We start from the raw sequence: 16497 nt of genomic DNA, 5'->3' as shown, positions 1-16497 counted from the left end.
TGACCTACACCCCGGTCGAGGTTGAACCATTGATCCGTGACGACGACAACGGAGACGCCCGCCAAGACCGACCTGTGGACACCCGAGCGGCGGGGCCCGACGGTCGGGATCATCCTGCTCGTCACGTTGCTCGCGTTCGAGAACATGGGCGTCAGCACCGCGATGCCGCGCATGGTCGCCGACCTGGACGGCAACGAGCTGTACGCGTGGCCGTTCCTGGCGTTCCTCGCCGCCAGCGTGGTGGCCACCGTGCTGTCCGGCCGGCTGAGCGATCTGCGCGGACCCCGGCCGTCGCTGCTGATCGGGCCGGCGCTGTTCCTGATCGGCCTGATCGTCGCCGGATTCGCCCAGGACATGACCCAACTGCTCCTCGGCCGGGTGCTCCAGGGCATCGGCGGCGGGGCCCAGGTGGTCGCGCTCTACGTGCTGATCGGCCTGGTCTACGCCGAGCGGGACCGGCCGGCGGTGTTCGGGCTGCTGGCATCGGCGTGGGTGGTGCCGTCGCTGGTCGGGCCGGCGCTGGCCGGGTGGATGACCGAGGTGCTGACCTGGCGGTGGGTGTTCCTGGGCTTGGCGCCGTTCGTGCTGGTCGGCGTGCTGCTGCTGGTACCCGTGCTGCGGAACCTGCCACCGCACACGCCTGACCGGAACACCCGGCGCGGGCTGCCGTTGGCCGCGCTCGGCGCCGGGTTCGGTGTCGCGGCCCTGAGCTGGGCGGCCCAGCACCCGCGTGGCGTCAACCTTGCGATCGGCGTGGTCGGGTTGGTCGTGCTGGCTCCCGCGCTGCGGGTGCTGCTGCCCAAGGGCACGCTCACCGCGCGTCCCGGCCTGCCGATGACGATCCTGGCGCGGGCGCTGCTGGCCGGCTCGTTCTTCGCGGCCGAGGCGTTCATCCCGCTGACCTTGACCGCCGTGCACGGCTACTCGGCCATCGCCGCCGGCATCCCGCTCACGTTGAGCGCGCTGGGCTGGTCCGGCGCGGCCTGGTGGCAGTCGCGCAAGCCGGACATCCCGCGCGAGAAGTTGGTGCGGTGGGGGTTCGTGCTCAACGCCGTGGGTATTTCCGGAGTGACGCTCATCGCACCTTCGTGGGGCCCCGCGTGGGCCACACCGATCCTGTGGGCGATCGGTGGAGCCGGGATGGGGTTGGCCATGTCAAGTCTCAGCGTGCTCACCCTGGGCGCGTCGTCCGAGGTCGACCGGGGGTTCAACTCCTCGGCCCTGCAGATCAGCGACATGCTCGGCTCCGCGCTGCTGGTCGGGCTCGGCGGCGTGCTGATCACCGCCGTCGCCTCGGCCGCCGCGCCCACGGCCGCCGTGCTGCCGTTCGACCTGCTGATGGCGGGCGTCTCGGTGCTCGGTGCGGTGCTCGCGGGCCGCCTGCGCCGGGCTACCCTGGAAAACTGATGGCCTACTTCGACCACGCCGCCACGACCCCCATGCTCCCCGAGGCGATCGAGGCGATGACCCGGGCGTTGTCCACCACGGGCAACGCCTCGTCGTTGCACACCTCGGGGCGGCGGGCGCGGCGGGCGGTCGAGGAGGCCCGGGAGGACATCGCGGACGCCCTCGGCGCGCGGCCTTCCGAAGTGATCTTCACCAGCGGTGGCACGGAGAGCGACAACCTCGCGGTCAAGGGCGTCTACTGGTCGCGGCGCACGTCCCGGCGGCGTCGGGTGGTGGCGTCGTCCGTGGAGCACCACGCGGTGCTGGACGCCGTGCAGTGGCTGGTCGAGCACGAGGGCGCCGAAGTCACCTGGCTGGAGCCGGACGGGCTCGGCCGCATCCGGCCCGAAGTCCTGCGTGACGCGCTGGACGACGACGTGGCCCTGGTCACCGCGATGTGGGCGAACAACGAGGTCGGCACGGTCAACCCGGTGCGCGAGTTGGCGGCCTTGGCCGCGGAGCGGTCGGTGCCGTTCCACACCGACGCGGTGCAGGCCGTCGGCGCGGTGCCGGTCGACTTCACGGAGTCGGGCGTCTCGGCGTTGACGCTGAGCGGGCACAAGGTCGGCGGACCTTACGGTGTGGGCGTGCTGCTGCTCGGACGTGACGTGGCCACGACGCCGGTGCTGCACGGCGGCGGGCAGGAGCGGGACGTGCGGTCCGGCACGCTGGACGTGCCGTCGATCGTCAGCCTCGCCGCGGCGGTGCGGCACGCGGTGGAGCACCAGGCTTCGGCGGCGGCAACGCTTTCCGCGCTGCGCGACGAGTTGGTGTCGTCGGTGCGGCGGGTGGTACCGGACGTGGCCGTGAACGGCGACCCGGTGCACCGGCTGCCCGGCAACGCGCACCTGACGTTCCCCGGCTGCGAGGGCGACAGCCTGCTGATGTTGTTGGACGCCAAGGGCATCGAGTGCTCCACCGGCTCGGCGTGCACGGCGGGTGTGGCGCAGCCCAGCCACGTGATGCTGGCCATGGGCGTCGACCCGGTGCTGGCGCGCGGGTCGCTGCGGTTCTCGCTCGGCCACACGTCGACGTTGGCCGAGGTGCGCGAGTTGACCGAGGTGATCGGCCCGGTGGTCGAACGCGCCCGCACGGCCGGTATCGCGGGGCTGAAGCGGCTTTCCGTCGGCCGAGCCGACAATTCGACGACTGCCGGCCGAGCCGGTGATTCGAGCACTGCCGGCAGGGCCGGCAGTGCGGCGACCGCGGGCAGGGCCGGCGGTCAGGCGATAGCGGAGGTGTGACGGGCATGCGGGTGCTGGCGGCGATGAGCGGTGGAGTGGACTCCGCCGTGGCTGCGGCGCGAGCGGTGGCGGCGGGGCACGAGGTGACCGGCGTGCACCTGGCGTTGTCGGCCAAGCCCGGCACGTTGCGCACCGGCGCACGGGGCTGCTGCACGATCGAGGACGCCCGGGACGCGCGGCGCGCGGCGGACGTGCTCGGCATCCCGTTCTACGTGTGGGACTTCGCGGAGCGGTTCACCGAAGAGGTCGTGGACGAGTTCGTGGCCGAGTACGCGGCCGGTCGCACGCCCAACCCGTGCCTGCGCTGCAACGAGAAGATCAAGTTCGAGGCGTTGCTGGACAAGGCGATCGCGCTCGGCTTCGACGCGGTGTGCACCGGGCACTACGCCCGACTGGACACTGTGGACGGTGTGATCGAACTGCGCCGCTCGGCCGACGACGGCAAGGACCAGTCCTACGTGCTGGCCTCGCTGACCCGTGAGCAGTTGGCGCACGCCATGTTCCCGCTGGGCGACTCGACCAAGGCCGAAGTGCGGGTCGAGGCGGCCGAGCGCGGCTTGCAGGTGGCGGAGAAGCCGGACAGCCACGACATCTGCTTCATCCCCGACGGCGACACGCAGGGCTTCCTCACCCGCAAGCTCGGCGAGCAGCCCGGCGTCCTGGTGGACGACGCGACCGGCGCGGTGCTCGGGCGGCACCTGGGCGTGCACGAGTTCACCGTGGGCCAGCGCAAGGGCCTGGGCATCGACGCGCCCGCGCCGGACGGCCGGCCGCGGTACGTGCTGTCGCTGGAGCCGGTGAGCGGCACGGTGCGGGTCGGCGCGGCGGAGAAGCTGAAGGTCACCGAGATCGTCGCCCGGCGGCCGGTGACCAGGATCGGGTTCGACGGGCCGGTGGAGTGCGTGGCGCAGGTGCGCGCGCACGGCGGTCTCGCGCCCGCAGTGGCCGAACTCGTCGACGGTGAGCTACTGGTGCACCTGCGTGAGCCGTTGAGCGGTGTCGCACCTGGTCAGGCGGTCGCGGTGTACCGCGAGGACGCTTCGGCGGGCGATCTGGTGCTGGCCAGCGCCACGATCAGTTCCACCCGCTGACGTCCCGCGTCATCGTTTTGTCGGTGCGGCCTGACAGACTGCGCCTGTGCCGCATGACAACGCACGACGCCGGAGGTCACTGGTGGATGTAGGGACCCGGGTGAGGGTGGTCGCGAGCAAGCTGGACCACCCGTCCGCGCAACGTCTCGACGTGGAGCAGTTCGAACGGCTGCGGGCGGAGGTCCGCACGCTGCGCTGGGTGGTCCGGGAGCGCCTGCACCGGCCGGAGTGGGCCGACCTGATCGCCGAGGTGGAGGTCCTGGTCGAGCGGGTCGAGGGCCTGGACCCGGCACTCGCCCGGGAGATCGAGGTGCCGAGGCAGGCGCGCGGCGTGGACGTGGACGAGCGCGTGCCGGAGTGCCGCTGAACCAACACCGGTACTGACGCCCGTGCGCCGGATCCGAGGCCGGTGGCACAGGGCGCGCTCAGGTCAGCGCGTTGTAACCGGCTGCTGCGGCGATGAGGGCGCAGTAGCCGGCCGACGCGAGTGCGACGGCCCGGGTGCGCCGCCGCTCGCTCCACGTGGTGAAGCTCAACGCCCAGGCCAGGGCCGGCAGCAGCAGCACGCCGTGCATCGCCACGCCGTGCGCGAGCTTCCACGAGCCGCCGCGTTCGGCGATCATCAGGCCGCCGAACGCCATCGCCACGGCCAGCGTCGACGCGCCGACCCGCACCGCCAGCCACGTGCTCGGCGCGAGGTGCCGGGCCCGGAACGCGGCGACGGTCAGGGCGAGCACCGACACGATGATCGTCACGCCGCCCACCGTGAGACCGCGGGTGACCAGCTGGTCGAACGTCGTCGCCTCGTTGAAGTGCGACGGGACCCGCCGCCACACCTGGAGGCTGGTCAGCGTCACCTCCAGCACGGACGCGCCGGTGAACACCCACACCCACCCCGGGCGCAGCCGCAGCCGTGCGCCGACCCACGCGTAGGTGGCGAGCGTGAGGCCGAAGGACAGCCCGAACGTCACCGCCTTGCGCCACGACACCGGCCCCTCCCACGGCCCGCCGCCCACCGCGAACACCCCGAGGTGGAACAGGCCGGACAGGAACAGCAACGCGGCCACCCGGTAGGCGAAGCGAGTCGACGTCATGCCACCGAATGGTGGTCACCCGACCGCGTCACGTCGTCCGGCGCAGGGCGGCCTTGCGGCGTACGCCGTGGGACGTAAACCTCACGGGGTCCAGTCGGTGTTCGCGCCGCACAGCACGACGCACGCCAGCTCGCCCGGCACCTGCCCGGCCAGCCACGCGGCGAACGGCACGGCCGCCGCCGGCTCCACGGCCAGCCGGAACTCCTCCCACAGCCGGTCGCGGGCGGCCAGGATCTCGCGGTCCGGCACCAGCACCGACGTCACCGGGTGCGAGCGCAGGATCTCGAACGGGACGTCACCCACCCGTGTGGCGCCCAACGCGGACGCGGCGACCGAGCGCACCTCCGAGTCGACCGGCTCGCCCGCTTCGAGAGCCTGGTGCAGGCAGCAGCACCGCTCGGGCTCCACCGCGACCGTCGGCAGGCCCGACGCCAGTGCCGTGCCGGCCGCCAACCCACCGCCGCCCACGGCCACCGCGATCACGTCCACGTCCGGCGCGTCGGCGACGACCTCGGCCGCGACCGTGCCCTGACCGGCGACGACGATCAGGTCGTTGTACGCCTCGACGTAGAACCCGGGCGTCTCGCGGGCCGCCAGCACCGCCTCCGCGTACGTGTCGCCGTGCCGGATCAGCTTCGCGCCCGACGCCTCGATCCGCCGCACCTTGCCCTCCGGCGCGCTGACCGGCACGAACACGGTGGCGTGCAGCCCGAGCAGTTGCGCGGCCTTCGCCACGCCCAGACCGTGGTTGCCGCCGGACGCCGTGACCACACGATCCGGTGAACCCGCGGCGAGCAGGGTGTTCAGCGCACCGCGCAGCTTGAACGAGCCGGTGAGCTGGAGGTGTTCGAGCTTGAGCACGATCGGCCTGCCGTCGACCTCCGTGCGCCACAGCGGGGTGCGGCGGGCGTGCGGGCGGATGCGGTCAGCGGCGGCGGCGACGTCCGGGGTCATCCCACCAGCATGCACTCATCCGGCGAACCACCTGTACACCCACATGACGAGCGTCACCGCGCCCACCACGAAGCACAGCAGCACGATCACCAGGCCGAGTAAAACCAGCACGTTCGTGCCCCACGACGAGTCACGGTCGTCGGCCACCGCCAGCTCCGCCCGCAGCTGTTCGCCGACCGCGCTCTGCAACGCCACCAGCCGCTCCCGCGCGGTCCGGGTGACCGCGCCGGACTCGCCGTTCACCCAGTTCATCGCCTCCAACCGGGCCAGCGGCGTGCGGTAGGCGCGTTCGAACGCCGCCACCTCCGCCTCGTCGCGCACCTCCAGCAGGTAGCTCCACCGGCCGGCCTGCGCCGCGTCCCCGAGCACCCGGTACACCGCCGCGAGCCGGTCGCGTAGATCCAGCCGGTCGGGATAGCTGGTGACCAGCCCGACCAGCCGCTGCCGCGCCCGTAGAACACTGGCGAGATCGCCGCGTTCGAGCTCTTCGGCGGCCTTCTGGAGCGTCCGCTCGACCGGCATGAGCAACATGGTCCCAGCCCGCGCAACCCTACGATCTTCCGGTGATCGCAGTATCGGTGGTGACCTTCGGACTGGCCTGGTGGCTCGGTCTCTACCTGCTCGTGCGCGACCCCCGCAAACACCTGCTCCAGCGAGCCTCGATCGGGTTGCTCGCCTACGCTCTGGTGATCATCCTCCCGGTGCCGCCGATGGCGATGGCGGTGCCCGCGGTGGCGTGGACCGGGGTAATCGTGTGCTGGCTGCCGGTGCGGTATGACCGTTGGTGGCGGTACAGCGCGCTGCCGTTGTTGGTGGCGGCCTACTTTGCGCCCGTGGTGGTGCTGATCCCGTTGGCCGCGGCGCTGGTGCTGTGCCTGCGCGCACGGCGTGCGCTGTTGGGTGCGGCGACGATCCTGTTCGGGTTGAGCTGTGCGGTCCTGCTGCTGGACGTGCTGCCGCCGGTGCTCGTGCTCGCTTCGGCGGGGTTCGACCTGCTGGTGTTCGGCGTGATCGTGGCGGTGGCGGACGCGTTCGACGAGGGTGAGGCGATCCGGGCGGACATGGTGCGCTCGCTGCTCACGTCGGCCGGGTTGGCGGGGGTGTTCGGCGGGCAGGTGGCGTTGTTCCTGGACGACCGGCTGGTGCCGCTGCTGTACGGCTCGGTCGCCGCCGCGATCGCGGTGCAGGTGTTGGCCAACCCGCTGGCGCTGCTGGTGGACAAGGTGGCCGTGCCCGAGGTGGCCGCGTCCCGGGCCGAGCTGCGTGACGCCGCCGACGCGCTGCCCCGCCGTGCGCCGCTGGACCGGGCCGAATTCGACCGGGCCGAATTCGTGAAGCTGACCAGGCGGGCGCTGAGCAATTACGGTGACCTCGGCAAACTGGTCGCCAGCCCGTTGACCGAATTGCCGGTGATCGACGCCCGGCTCGCCGCCCGCGGCGCGTCCGACCAACCGTTGGAACGCGCGGCCGAGTTGAAGTCGTTGTTGTTGGAGAGCATCTGCCGGTTGAAACCCCGTGACGGGGAATTCGGCACCAGCGACGAATGGCGGCACTACAACGCGCTGTACTTCTACTACGTGGTCGGCATCCGCCCGTACAGCAGGCGGACCAAGCGCGAGGACCTCGATCCGGAGGGGCGTCGGGCGCTGGCGTGGTTCGTCAACCAGGTGCCGGAGCGGACGCTGCACAACTGGCAGAACGCGGGGGCGAAGCTGGTGGCCGAGGACTTGTCCGCGCAGGTCGAGGCGGAGTGATTGGCAGCCGTTGGCAGTGTTTGACGTACCGCCGGCAGTGGATCGGACCCTAGCTTTCGAGCCATGACGACAACTCAGGTTCGCAACGACGGTCTGCTCCGGTTCGCCCTCAAGCTCGACGGTGTCGCCTCGGGCGGGCTGGGCCTGGTGGCCTTGCTGTTCAACGACCTCCCGACGGGATTGCCCAGCGGTCTGGTGATCGGGCTCAGCGTTTTTCTCCTCGTCTACGGCGTGGGTGTTTTCCTGCTGGGTATGCGTCCCATTCGGCCACTGGTCGCCGTAGTGGTGATCGGCAATTCGGTGTGGGTGCTGGACAGTTTCCTCACCGCGTTCGCCGGGTGGTTCCCGGTGACCGGGCTGGGTGTTTTCCTGATCCTCGCCCAGGCGGTCGCGGTGATGGGGTTCATCACCCTTCAGGTGCTGGGTCTGCGCCGTTCGGCCTGAGGGTCCGGCTCCGGCCGCGGAACTCGGCCACCACCTGGTCGCCCCGGCGCACGGTGATGTCGTAGATCCCGCTCCGCCCGAACCTGGCCCGCTCCACCGCTTCGGCCACCAACTCGTCGCCCTCGTGCACGGGAGCGATGAAATCGATCTCCGCCTGCGCCGCCACGGTCACCGAGCCGTGGCGGTTGCACGCGCAGGCGAAGGCGGTGTCGGCGAGCAGGAACACGTACCCGCCGTGCCCGATGCCGTGTCCGTTGACCATGGTCCGGGTGACGGTCATGGCGAGCCGGGCGGTGCCCTCGCCGAGTTCGAGCGCCCGGATGCCGAGCGCGGCCGACGCGGCGTCGTTGGCCAGCATGTCCGCGGGTCCGTTCATCCCTGAACTTTAAGGTTCGCGGGTGCCGGACCGAGCGCGGGAAGGCAGCGGGGGCGGTGCTCGATGCGGGCACCGCCCCCGCTGCTTGCAGGGTTGTCCGGCGAAGCTGGTGGGAGTGGTGTGGGAGCGCGGGGCGCGTCGCGCCCCCCACACCACGTTCTCGGCGGTGCCCGGCAACTGTGAGCACCTGCAAGGTGACCGTAAGTGGACTGGACCACGATCGTCAATGGGTCTAGACCTTTTCGGCCCCGAACGGCCCAACCGCCCGAGTGGGAGACTGTCCGGGTGGATGCCCTCCCTTGGTCCGCCGGCGCCGCAACCGGCATCGGCTCGCTACCCGGAACCGACCCGCTGGAGGCCGCCAGGATCGTTCTCGGCGAACTCCCAGACCTCCCTCACCTGCCCGAACTCCCCGCGCGGGGCGTCGGCGCGGACATGATCGGCCGCACCGCCGCGCTCCTGGTCGACCTGCCGGTCGAGGTGGTCCCGTCCGGTTACCGGACCGCCGCGCACCCCGGCCGGGACCACCGGCGCGCGGTGGACCTGCTGCGCCGCGACCTGGACGCGTTCGAGGAGGCCGCCGAGCCCGCGCCGCCGTCGGTGGTCAAAGTGCAGGTCGCCGGACCGTGGACGCTCACCGCGAGCATCGAGCTGATGCGCGGCCACCGCGTGCTGACCGACAAGGGCGCGCTGCGCGAGTTCACCGCATCCCTCAGCGAAGGCCTCAACCGGCACGTCGCCGAGGTCGCCAAGCGCACCGGCGCGAAGGTCGTCGTGCAGCTGGACGAACCGGCGCTGCCCGCCGTGCTCAAGGGCCTGCTGCCGACGCCGTCCAAGCTCGGCACGGTCGCCGCCGTCCCGGGGCCGGACGCGCGCGCCGTGCTCCAGACCGTGATCGACGCCGTGGACGCGGACGTGATCGTGCACTGCTGCGCGCCGAAGCCGCCGATCACGCTGATCCGTCAGGCGGGCGCACGGGCGGTTTCGTTCGACGTCACGGTCCTGGACGAGACGATGTGGGACGAGATCGGCGAGGCGTGGGAGGAGAAGACCCAGCTGTTCCTCGGTCTCACGCCGAGCACCGACCCTTCGGGCCCGGGCAAGCTCAAGTCACTCGCGCAACCGGCGTTGGACCTGGTGGACCGGCTGGGCTTCCCGCGGACCATCCTCGCCACGCACGCGGTGCCGACGCCGACGTGCGGCATGGCCGGCGCGAGTGAGAAGTGGGTGCGGCGGGCGCTGGCGTTGACCCGGGACGTCGGCAAGGCGTTCGTGGAACCGCCCGAGGGCTGGTGACCCCGCGAGGCCGGCGGCTAGTCTTCCCGACTAATTAGGGAAGTCTCTTTACTAAGGCCACCGACCGTGCGGCGACGGTGTACGACACGCCGGTGTTCGTCGGTGAGGGCGGTGACGAGCTGGCCGAGCCTTTGCGGCCCTTGGACGTCACGGTGGACGTCGAGGGCGGGTGGTTCGACGCGGGCGACTTCGTGAAGTTCACCCACGCGTCGGCGTACTCGACGGCGTCGCTGTTGTTCGCCCAACGGGACCGCTCGACGTCCGCTCTGGAGGCGGAGTCGCGGTTCGGCCTGAGGTGGCTGGACAAGATCTGGGGCCGCCGACCGGAAGGTGCTCTACGCGCAGGTCGGCATCGGCACGGGTAGCTCGGAGCACGGGTTCCTCGGCGACCACGACGTGTGGCGGCTGCCGGAGGACGACGTGTCCTACGTTCAGAACACCCGAGTTCAACGCTCAGAACACGTGAGGCCGACGTCGCACCGGCCCGCCTGTGTTCTGAGCGTTGAACTCGGGGTACCGGAACGTTGGACACGCGCGTTCTGAGTGTTGGACACGCGTGTTCTGGACGTTGGACACGCGGGGTCTGGAGGTTCGACTCTCGGGCAGGGCTCGGTCAGAGGCGGTCGAAGGGGGCGGCGTAGCGGAATGGGCCGGTGAGGGCCGGGGTGTAGGCGGTCAGGGTGCGGACCTGGAAGTAAGGGGCCCAGTCTGCGACGGGCGGCGTGATGCCGTACTCGGAGGCCAGGCGGAAGCCGAAACGGGAGTAGTAGGCCGGGTCGCCCAGCAGGACCACCAACGGCTCGCCCAACGCGTCCGCCGCACCCAGCACGGTGTGCATCAACGCCTTGCCGACGCCCGTGCGCTGCTTGGCCGGCAGCACGCTCAACGGCCCCAGACCCAGCGCCGGCGCACCGTCCACGGTCCCGCGCGTGCACACCACGTGCCCCACGACCTCGCCGTCCACCTCGGCCACCAGCGACAGCGCCGGAATCCACCCGGCATCCGCACGCAGCTCACCCACCAGCCACGCCTCACCGCCGGGCCGCGCCGCGAACGCGGCCTCGGTCACCTTGTGAATGGCCTCGACGTCGGCCGGGGTCTCGCGTCGGATAAGCACAAAAGAACACCCTACGACTTCACCAGGTGCACCCCCAAAGGCATTTCCGCCTCACGCAGGAACCCCAGCAAAATGTTCCGGAACGCCCGCCCGGCCGACGTCGGCGCGACATCCGTGCGGTGCGCCAGAGCGACCGTCCGAGACGTGCTCGGAGCCAACGGCGTGCCGTGCAACGACCGCGTCGCCAACACCGTGCTCGGCACGATCGCCACCCCCAACCCGACCTCCACGAACCGCAGCACGGCGTCCATCTCGCCGCCCTCCACCGCGAACCGCGGCTCGAACCCGGCCTGCCGACAAGCCGCCAGCGTGGTCTCCCGCAGGTCGTACCCCGGCCGGAACATCACCAGCGGCTGGTCGCGCAGGTCGGTCAGCCGCATCCGGGACACACCCAACGGCGTGGCCGACGCCACCAGCAGCTCCTCCCGCAGCACCGGCACCACGGTCAACGCCCGCTCCGCGTCCGCCGGTGACACGATCACCAGCGCCAGGTCCAGCTGACCGGCCTCCAATGCCTGCACCAGGTCACGCGACCCGCCCTCGGTCACCGACACCTGGATGCCGGGATAAGCGTCGTGGTACCGCTTGATCACGTCCGCGAACAGGCTGCCGCACAGGCTCGGCGTCGCACCCACCCGCACCCGCCCGCGCCGCAGCCCCACCAGCTCGGCCACCTCCAGCCGTGCGGTGTCCACATCGGACAGAATCCGACCGGCCACCGGCAACAGCGCCTCACCCGCCGGCGTCAACGTGACGTTCCCGCGCGCCCGGCTGAACAGCTCCGCGCCCAGCTCCTTCTCCAACGCGTGGATCTGCTTGGACAGTGAGGGCTGCGCCACACGCACCTCCGCGGCGGCGCGCGTGAAATGCCGCGTCCGGGCCACTGCCAGGAAGTACACCAGCTGCTGGAGCGTCATAGTCCGAGGCTATCGTCCAGCAGCTCACGATGTATTGGACGACTCGTCACGCCCGTTCCTAGCGTCAGCGACGTGGACACGATCGGGCTCTACCACACCACCATCGGCAAGAAGGCCGTCATGGCGGTCACCGGTGTCGCGCTGCTGCTGTACGTCGTCGCGCACATGGCCGGCAACCTGACGATCTTCTCCGGCGCGGACGCGATCAACGACTACGGCCGGTGGCTGCGCGAGATCGGCGCGGTCTGGCCGACCAGGGTCGTGCTGCTCGTGTGCATCGCGCTGCACTTCGTCGCCGCCTACCAACTCACAGCGCGCGCCAGAAAGGCCAAAGGCCGGTACGAGCACCGCCGACGCGTCCAGGGCAGCTACGCGGCCCGCACGATGCGCTGGGGCGGCGTGATCCTCGCCCTGTTCGTGGTCTACCACCTGCTCGACCTCACCGTCGGGTGGCTCAACCCCAACGGCGTGCCCGGTGACATCCACGCGAACGTGGTCGCGGACTTCCAGCACTGGTACGTGGTGCTGGCGTACACGGTCGCCGTGCTCGCCCTGGGCTTCCACATCCGCCACGGCGTGTGGAGCGCCACCCAGACCCTGGGCGTCACCACCTCGCGCGTGATCGGCCTCGGCGTGGCCGTGGTGGTCTGCGCCGGGTTCCTCTCCGTTCCCTTCGCCGTCTTCACCGGATTGGTGAGCTGACATGTACCTAGAGGGTTCCCCGATCGCCGACCAACGCGCTCCGGTCGGCCCGATCGAATCCCGTTGGGACCGCCGCCGCTTCTCCGCCCGGCTGGTCAACCCGGCGAACCGGCGCAACCGCAGCGTCATCGTGGTCGGCACCGGGCTCGCGGGCGGCGCGGCGGCGGCGACGTTGGCCGAACTCGGCTACCAGGTCAAGTCGTTCTGCTACCAGGACAGCCCGCGCCGCGCGCACAGCATCGCCGCGCAGGGCGGTATCAACGCGGCCAAGAACTACCGCAACGACGGCGACAGCGTGCACCGGCTGTTCTACGACACCGTCAAAGGCGGCGACTTCCGCTCACGGGAGTCGAACGTGCACCGGTTGGCGCAGATCAGCGTCGAGATCATCGACCAGTGCGTGGCGCAGGGCGTGCCGTTCGCCCGCGAGTACGGCGGCCTGCTGGACACCAGGTCCTTCGGCGGCGCGCAGGTTTCCCGCACGTTCTACGCCCGGGGCCAGACCGGACAGCAACTCCTCCTGGGTGCCTACCAGGCGTTGGAACGCCAGATCTCCGCCGGACGGGTCGAGATGCACCCGCGCACGGAGATGCTGGACCTGATCGTCGTGGACGACCGGGCTCGCGGGATCGTCGTGCGCGATCTCGTCAGCGGCGAGGTGTCCACGCACTTCGCGGACGCCGTCGTGCTCGCGACCGGCGGCTACGGCAACGTGTTCCACCTGTCCACCAACGCGAAGGGCTGCAACACCACCGCGATCTGGCGGGCGCACCGGCGCGGCGCGCTGTTCGCCAACCCGTGCTTCACCCAGATCCACCCGACGTGCATCCCGATCAGCGGCGACCACCAGTCGAAGCTGACCCTGATGAGCGAGTCGCTGCGCAACGACGGACGCGTGTGGGTGCCGTCCAACCCGCTCGACACCCGTGCGCCGAACGACATCCCGGAGGCCGAGCGGGACTACTTCCTGGAGCGGATGTACCCGAGTTTCGGCAACCTCGTGCCGCGCGACATCGCTTCGCGCGCGGCGAAGAACATCTCCGACGAGAAGCGCGGCGTGTACCTCGATTTCGCTGACGCCATCGAGCGCCTCGGCGCGCTCGCCGTCGAACAGCGCTACGGGAACCTGTTCGAGATGTACCAGCGCATCACGGGGGACGACCCCTACAAGACGCCGATGCGCATCTACCCGGCCGTGCACTACACGATGGGCGGGTTGTGGGTCGATTACGACCTGCGGTCCACGATCCCCGGCCTGTTCGTGATCGGTGAGGCGAACTTCTCCGACCACGGCGCGAACCGGCTGGGTGCGTCCGCGCTGATGCAGGGCTTGGCGGACGGCTACTTCGTGCTGCCCGGCGTGATCGGCGACTACCTGGCCGACGCGCCGTTCGAGGCCGTTGACGACAGTCACCCGGCCGTGGCCGACACGGCGTCCGAGGTGCGCGGTCGGGTGAAGACGTTGCTGGCCGTGAACGGTGACCGCACGGTCGAGTCGTTCCACCGCGAGTTGGGCCGGCTGATGTGGGACGAGTGCGGCATGGAGCGCAACGAGGCCGGGCTGCGCAAGGCGTTGGAGCGCATCCCGGAGCTGCGCGACGAGTTCTGGCAGCGGGTGAAGGTGCCGGGGACCGGCGAGCAGCTCAACCAGGAGCTGGAGAAGGCCGGACGGGTGGCCGACTTCTTCGAACTGGCGGAACTGATGTGCGTGGACGCCCTGCACCGCGCCGAATCGTGCGGTGGCCACTTCCGGTCGGAGAGCCAAACCCCGGACGGCGAGGCGTTGCGCGACGACGCGAACTACTCGTACGTCGCCGCGTGGGAGTACACGGGCGTCGGCCAGCCGCCCGTGCTGCACAAGGAAGAGCTGGTTTTCGAGCACGTCACGCCGAGCACGCGGAGTTATTCATGAAGCTGACCCTGCGGATCTGGCGGCAGAGCAGTGCCACCGGGCGGCTGGTGGACTACGTGCTGGACGACCTGTCGCCGGACATGTCGTTCCTGGAAGCGCTGGACGTGCTCAACGAGCGGCTGATCACGTCCGGGCAGGAGCCGGTGGCGTTCGACCACGACTGCCGCGAGGGCATCTGCGGCATGTGCGGCTTGATGATCAACGGGATGGCGCACGGGCCGGAGAAGGCGACCACGGCGTGCCAGCTGCACCTGCGGCACTTCCGGGACGGGGACGTGGTGACCGTGGAGCCGTGGCGAGCGGAGCCGTTCCCGGTGGTGCGGGACCTGGTGGTGGACCGGTCGGCGTTCGACCGGATCGTGGCGGCGGGCGGGTACATCAGCGTGCCCGCCGGGTCCGCGCCGGACGCGCACGCGACGCCGGTACCCAAACCGGACGCGGATACGGCGTTCGAGGCGGCGGCGTGCATCGGGTGCGGCGCGTGCGTGGCGGCGTGCCCCAACGGGTCCGGCATGTTGTTCACCGCCGCGAAGGCCACGCACCTGGGCGTGCTGCCGCAGGGGCAGCCGGAGCGGTACTCGCGGGCGCGGGACATGGTGGCCGAGCACGACGCGTTGGGCTTCGGTGGCTGCACGAACACCGGCGAGTGCACGCCCGCGTGCCCCAAGGGCATCCCGCTGACCACGATCGCCCGTTTGAACGCCGACCTGCTGCGCGCTCACACCACCCGCAGCGACAGGTAGCCCGTCCCGCACACCAAGAGCGTGGAGAGCAGTCCGAGGAGGAGTGCTCTGGGGCTGGTTCGCAGGAGGCTCTTGGGGCGGACCGACGTGCCGAGGCCGAACAGCGCGGCGGCCAGCACGATCGTGGTCAACGTCTTGGCGTGGTCCAGGACGACAATCGGCACGAGCGGGCTGACCAGCATCAACGCCAGGAAACCGAGCAGGAAACCGGGCACCAGCGGGGTGGCGCGCCCGCGTGCGCCGACACCGGCCACGATCGGTGCGAGGAGCGCCACCCGACCGAGCTTCACCGCCATGGCCGTCGCCACGCTCGAAGTCGGCGCGGCGGCGGCCACCTGCGCGACCTCGTGCACGCTCAGCCCGATCCACTGCGGTGAGGCGTTCAGCAGCGGCAGCACGATCATGGCCACGGCGCCGTAGAGCGTGACCAGGGCGATGCTCGTGGCCACGTGCTCGTCCTCGCGGTCCACCCTGCCCTCGACGGCACGGAAGGTGGCCGTGGACGCGTGCGCGCCCGCCTTGGAACTGGGCTCGACCACGGCGGTGCGCGGCGCGGTGGTCGCCGGGGTGGCGCCGGCCGTGCTGAGCGTGCTCGCGGTGGCCACCGATCTGGCCGAGGGGCGGCTGATCGAGGTGCAGGTGGAGCTGGACCTGCGGAGGGTGCTGCGGGCCGTGTGGCCGGGCGGGCGGAGGTTGGTCGGACCTGCCGCAGAACTCCTCGCGGTGGCCGGCAGGCGTAGTTCAATGGGGGCATGAGCTGGTTCCGCCGACGCACCGAGCCCGAGCCCGTGCCCGTCCACCTGCCCAACCCGGACGAGGCCGCGGTCGCGTTCTGGCAGGAGTGGTTCGAGCTGCTGCCGACCGTGAGCGCGGCCCTGGGCGACGGCGAACCGCACCGGGTGGAGGGCGAGATCGGGGCGCTGGTCGCCGACATCCACCCGGACCTGGAGTTCTCCCTGGAACGCGGGCACCGGGCGATCTACGCACTGGTGATCACCAGCCAGGAGGACCCCAAGCTGCGGCCCTACACCGACGCGTGGATCAACGCCGCGCCGCCCGAGGACATGATCTGGGAGTACCACGACTCGGTGCCGCCGGTACCGGACCCCACCCAGGTCACCATCAACCTCGGCCCGCGCCGCATCCGGCTGGCCGACGTGCGGGTGGTGGCGCAGGTGTCCGACGGCCTGGTCGACGTCGCGGTCTACCACCCCGAGTTCGCGAACCTGGACGACGCGGCCAGGCAGACCATGACGTTCCTGCCGTTGGACGTCACGTTGGGTGAGCGGTTGGCGGGCGAACGGCTGGGCCGGGTGGAAACCGCGTCGGCCGAGCCGGAGGGCACGATCGGCCTGCTGGAGTTCCGCGACCTGGTCCGGGCGATGGTCGGGGAGCAGTCCTGAAATT

General features: G+C 70.9%; 20 protein-coding genes. 13 read left to right on the top strand and 7 right to left on the bottom strand.

Features of this window, described 5'->3' with window-relative positions; translation table 11 throughout:
- Positions 1-36 precede the first annotated feature (36 nt).
- The 4 genes from ALI22I_RS32970 (at position 37) to ALI22I_RS32955 (ending at position 4148) form a co-directional block, all read left to right on the top strand.
- Complete coding sequence (locus ALI22I_RS32970) at positions 37-1407, top strand: MFS transporter (RefSeq protein WP_077009479.1); 1371 nt, start codon at positions 37-39, stop codon at positions 1405-1407.
- On the top strand, positions 1407-2690 hold the full coding sequence (locus ALI22I_RS32965) for a cysteine desulfurase family protein (protein WP_083752205.1): 1284 nt from the start codon (positions 1407-1409) through the stop codon (positions 2688-2690). Before ALI22I_RS32970 ends, ALI22I_RS32965 begins: the two co-directional genes overlap by 1 nt.
- Positions 2691-2695: 5 nt before the next feature.
- Positions 2696-3781 carry a tRNA 2-thiouridine(34) synthase MnmA gene (gene mnmA / locus ALI22I_RS32960; protein WP_077009478.1) on the top strand — a complete coding sequence of 362 codons (1086 nt, stop codon included), beginning with the start codon at positions 2696-2698 and terminating at the stop codon, positions 3779-3781.
- Positions 3782-3881: 100 nt separating this feature from the next.
- Positions 3882-4148 carry a hypothetical protein gene (locus tag ALI22I_RS32955; RefSeq protein WP_143532562.1) on the top strand — a complete coding sequence of 89 codons (267 nt, stop codon included), beginning with the start codon at positions 3882-3884 and terminating at the stop codon, positions 4146-4148.
- Between the two features lie 58 nt (positions 4149-4206).
- Here ALI22I_RS32955 and ALI22I_RS32950 read toward each other — a convergent pair whose 3' ends face one another.
- From ALI22I_RS32950 to ALI22I_RS32940, 3 genes are all read right to left on the bottom strand, one after another.
- Entirely contained in the window at positions 4207-4875 is a 669-nt protein-coding gene (locus ALI22I_RS32950; RefSeq protein WP_077009476.1) for a hypothetical protein, read from the bottom strand.
- A gap of 81 nt (positions 4876-4956) precedes the next feature.
- On the bottom strand, positions 4957-5829 hold the full coding sequence (locus tag ALI22I_RS32945) for a serine/threonine dehydratase (RefSeq protein WP_077009475.1): 873 nt from the start codon (positions 5827-5829) through the stop codon (positions 4957-4959).
- Positions 5830-5844: 15 nt separating this feature from the next.
- Complete coding sequence (locus tag ALI22I_RS32940) at positions 5845-6351, bottom strand: DUF6584 family protein (RefSeq protein ID WP_077010099.1); 507 nt, start codon at positions 6349-6351, stop codon at positions 5845-5847.
- A gap of 41 nt (positions 6352-6392) precedes the next feature.
- Here ALI22I_RS32940 and ALI22I_RS32935 point away from each other — a divergent pair, with 41 nt between their 5' ends.
- Both ALI22I_RS32935 and ALI22I_RS32930 read left to right on the top strand, forming a co-directional pair.
- Entirely contained in the window at positions 6393-7583 is a 1191-nt protein-coding gene (locus tag ALI22I_RS32935) for a hypothetical protein (RefSeq protein ID WP_077009474.1), read from the top strand.
- A gap of 63 nt (positions 7584-7646) precedes the next feature.
- On the top strand, positions 7647-8027 hold the full coding sequence (locus ALI22I_RS32930; protein ID WP_077009473.1) for a hypothetical protein: 381 nt from the start codon (positions 7647-7649) through the stop codon (positions 8025-8027).
- Here the strand turns inward: ALI22I_RS32930 and paaI are convergent.
- Positions 7990-8403 carry a hydroxyphenylacetyl-CoA thioesterase PaaI gene (gene paaI / locus ALI22I_RS32925; RefSeq protein ID WP_077009472.1) on the bottom strand — a complete coding sequence of 138 codons (414 nt, stop codon included), beginning with the start codon at positions 8401-8403 and terminating at the stop codon, positions 7990-7992. The genes ALI22I_RS32930 and paaI overlap by 38 nt on opposite strands.
- A gap of 285 nt (positions 8404-8688) precedes the next feature.
- On the opposite strand from paaI, the gene ALI22I_RS32920 reads away from it, so the two are divergent.
- Together ALI22I_RS32920 and ALI22I_RS32915 are read left to right on the top strand one after the other, a co-directional pair.
- Complete coding sequence (locus ALI22I_RS32920) at positions 8689-9699, top strand: methionine synthase (protein WP_077009471.1); 1011 nt, start codon at positions 8689-8691, stop codon at positions 9697-9699.
- Between the two features lie 77 nt (positions 9700-9776).
- Positions 9777-10064 carry a glycoside hydrolase family 9 protein gene (locus tag ALI22I_RS32915; protein WP_077009470.1) on the top strand — a complete coding sequence of 96 codons (288 nt, stop codon included), beginning with the start codon at positions 9777-9779 and terminating at the stop codon, positions 10062-10064.
- 248 nt (positions 10065-10312) lie between these two features.
- On the opposite strand, the gene ALI22I_RS32910 is transcribed toward ALI22I_RS32915, so the two are convergent.
- Complete coding sequence (locus tag ALI22I_RS32910; protein WP_077009469.1) at positions 10313-10816, bottom strand: GNAT family N-acetyltransferase; 504 nt, start codon at positions 10814-10816, stop codon at positions 10313-10315.
- Between the two features lie 11 nt (positions 10817-10827).
- A complete protein-coding gene (locus ALI22I_RS32905) occupies positions 10828-11733 on the bottom strand; it encodes a LysR family transcriptional regulator (protein ID WP_077009468.1) in 906 nt (301 codons plus the stop codon).
- A gap of 72 nt (positions 11734-11805) precedes the next feature.
- Here ALI22I_RS32905 and ALI22I_RS32900 point away from each other — a divergent pair, with 72 nt between their 5' ends.
- Genes ALI22I_RS32900 through ALI22I_RS32890 form a run of 3 tightly spaced genes read left to right on the top strand, consistent with a single transcriptional unit; the run spans position 11806 to position 15090 of the window.
- A complete protein-coding gene (locus ALI22I_RS32900) occupies positions 11806-12435 on the top strand; it encodes a succinate dehydrogenase cytochrome b subunit (RefSeq protein WP_274523022.1) in 630 nt (209 codons plus the stop codon).
- Position 12436: 1 nt separating this feature from the next.
- Positions 12437-14347: a fumarate reductase/succinate dehydrogenase flavoprotein subunit gene (locus ALI22I_RS32895; RefSeq protein ID WP_077009467.1), complete on the top strand. Its 1911-nt coding sequence runs from the start codon at positions 12437-12439 to the stop codon at positions 14345-14347.
- A complete protein-coding gene (locus tag ALI22I_RS32890) occupies positions 14344-15090 on the top strand; it encodes a succinate dehydrogenase/fumarate reductase iron-sulfur subunit (protein WP_077009466.1) in 747 nt (248 codons plus the stop codon). Before ALI22I_RS32895 ends, ALI22I_RS32890 begins: the two co-directional genes overlap by 4 nt.
- Here the strand turns inward: ALI22I_RS32890 and ALI22I_RS32885 are convergent.
- Complete coding sequence (locus ALI22I_RS32885; protein ID WP_238598709.1) at positions 15066-15560, bottom strand: putative sulfate exporter family transporter; 495 nt, start codon at positions 15558-15560, stop codon at positions 15066-15068. The two genes, ALI22I_RS32890 and ALI22I_RS32885, sit on opposite strands and share 25 nt — an antisense overlap.
- Positions 15561-15582: 22 nt before the next feature.
- Between ALI22I_RS32885 and ALI22I_RS49825 the strand changes: the two genes are divergently transcribed.
- Together ALI22I_RS49825 and ALI22I_RS32875 are read left to right on the top strand one after the other, a co-directional pair.
- Positions 15583-15846 carry a LysR substrate-binding domain-containing protein gene (locus ALI22I_RS49825; RefSeq protein ID WP_238598708.1) on the top strand — a complete coding sequence of 88 codons (264 nt, stop codon included), beginning with the start codon at positions 15583-15585 and terminating at the stop codon, positions 15844-15846.
- The gene (locus ALI22I_RS32875) at positions 15843-16493 is read left to right on the top strand and encodes a hypothetical protein (protein ID WP_077009464.1); all 651 of its coding nucleotides are present in this window, start codon (positions 15843-15845) and stop codon (positions 16491-16493) included. The genes ALI22I_RS49825 and ALI22I_RS32875 overlap by 4 nt, the downstream gene beginning before the upstream one ends.
- Positions 16494-16497 lie beyond the last annotated feature (4 nt).

It is taken from the genome of Saccharothrix sp. ALI-22-I (assembly GCF_001984175.1).
Taxonomy (GTDB): Bacteria; Actinomycetota; Actinomycetes; order Mycobacteriales; family Pseudonocardiaceae; genus Actinosynnema.
This window is presented reverse-complemented; position numbering and strand designations above follow the sequence as displayed.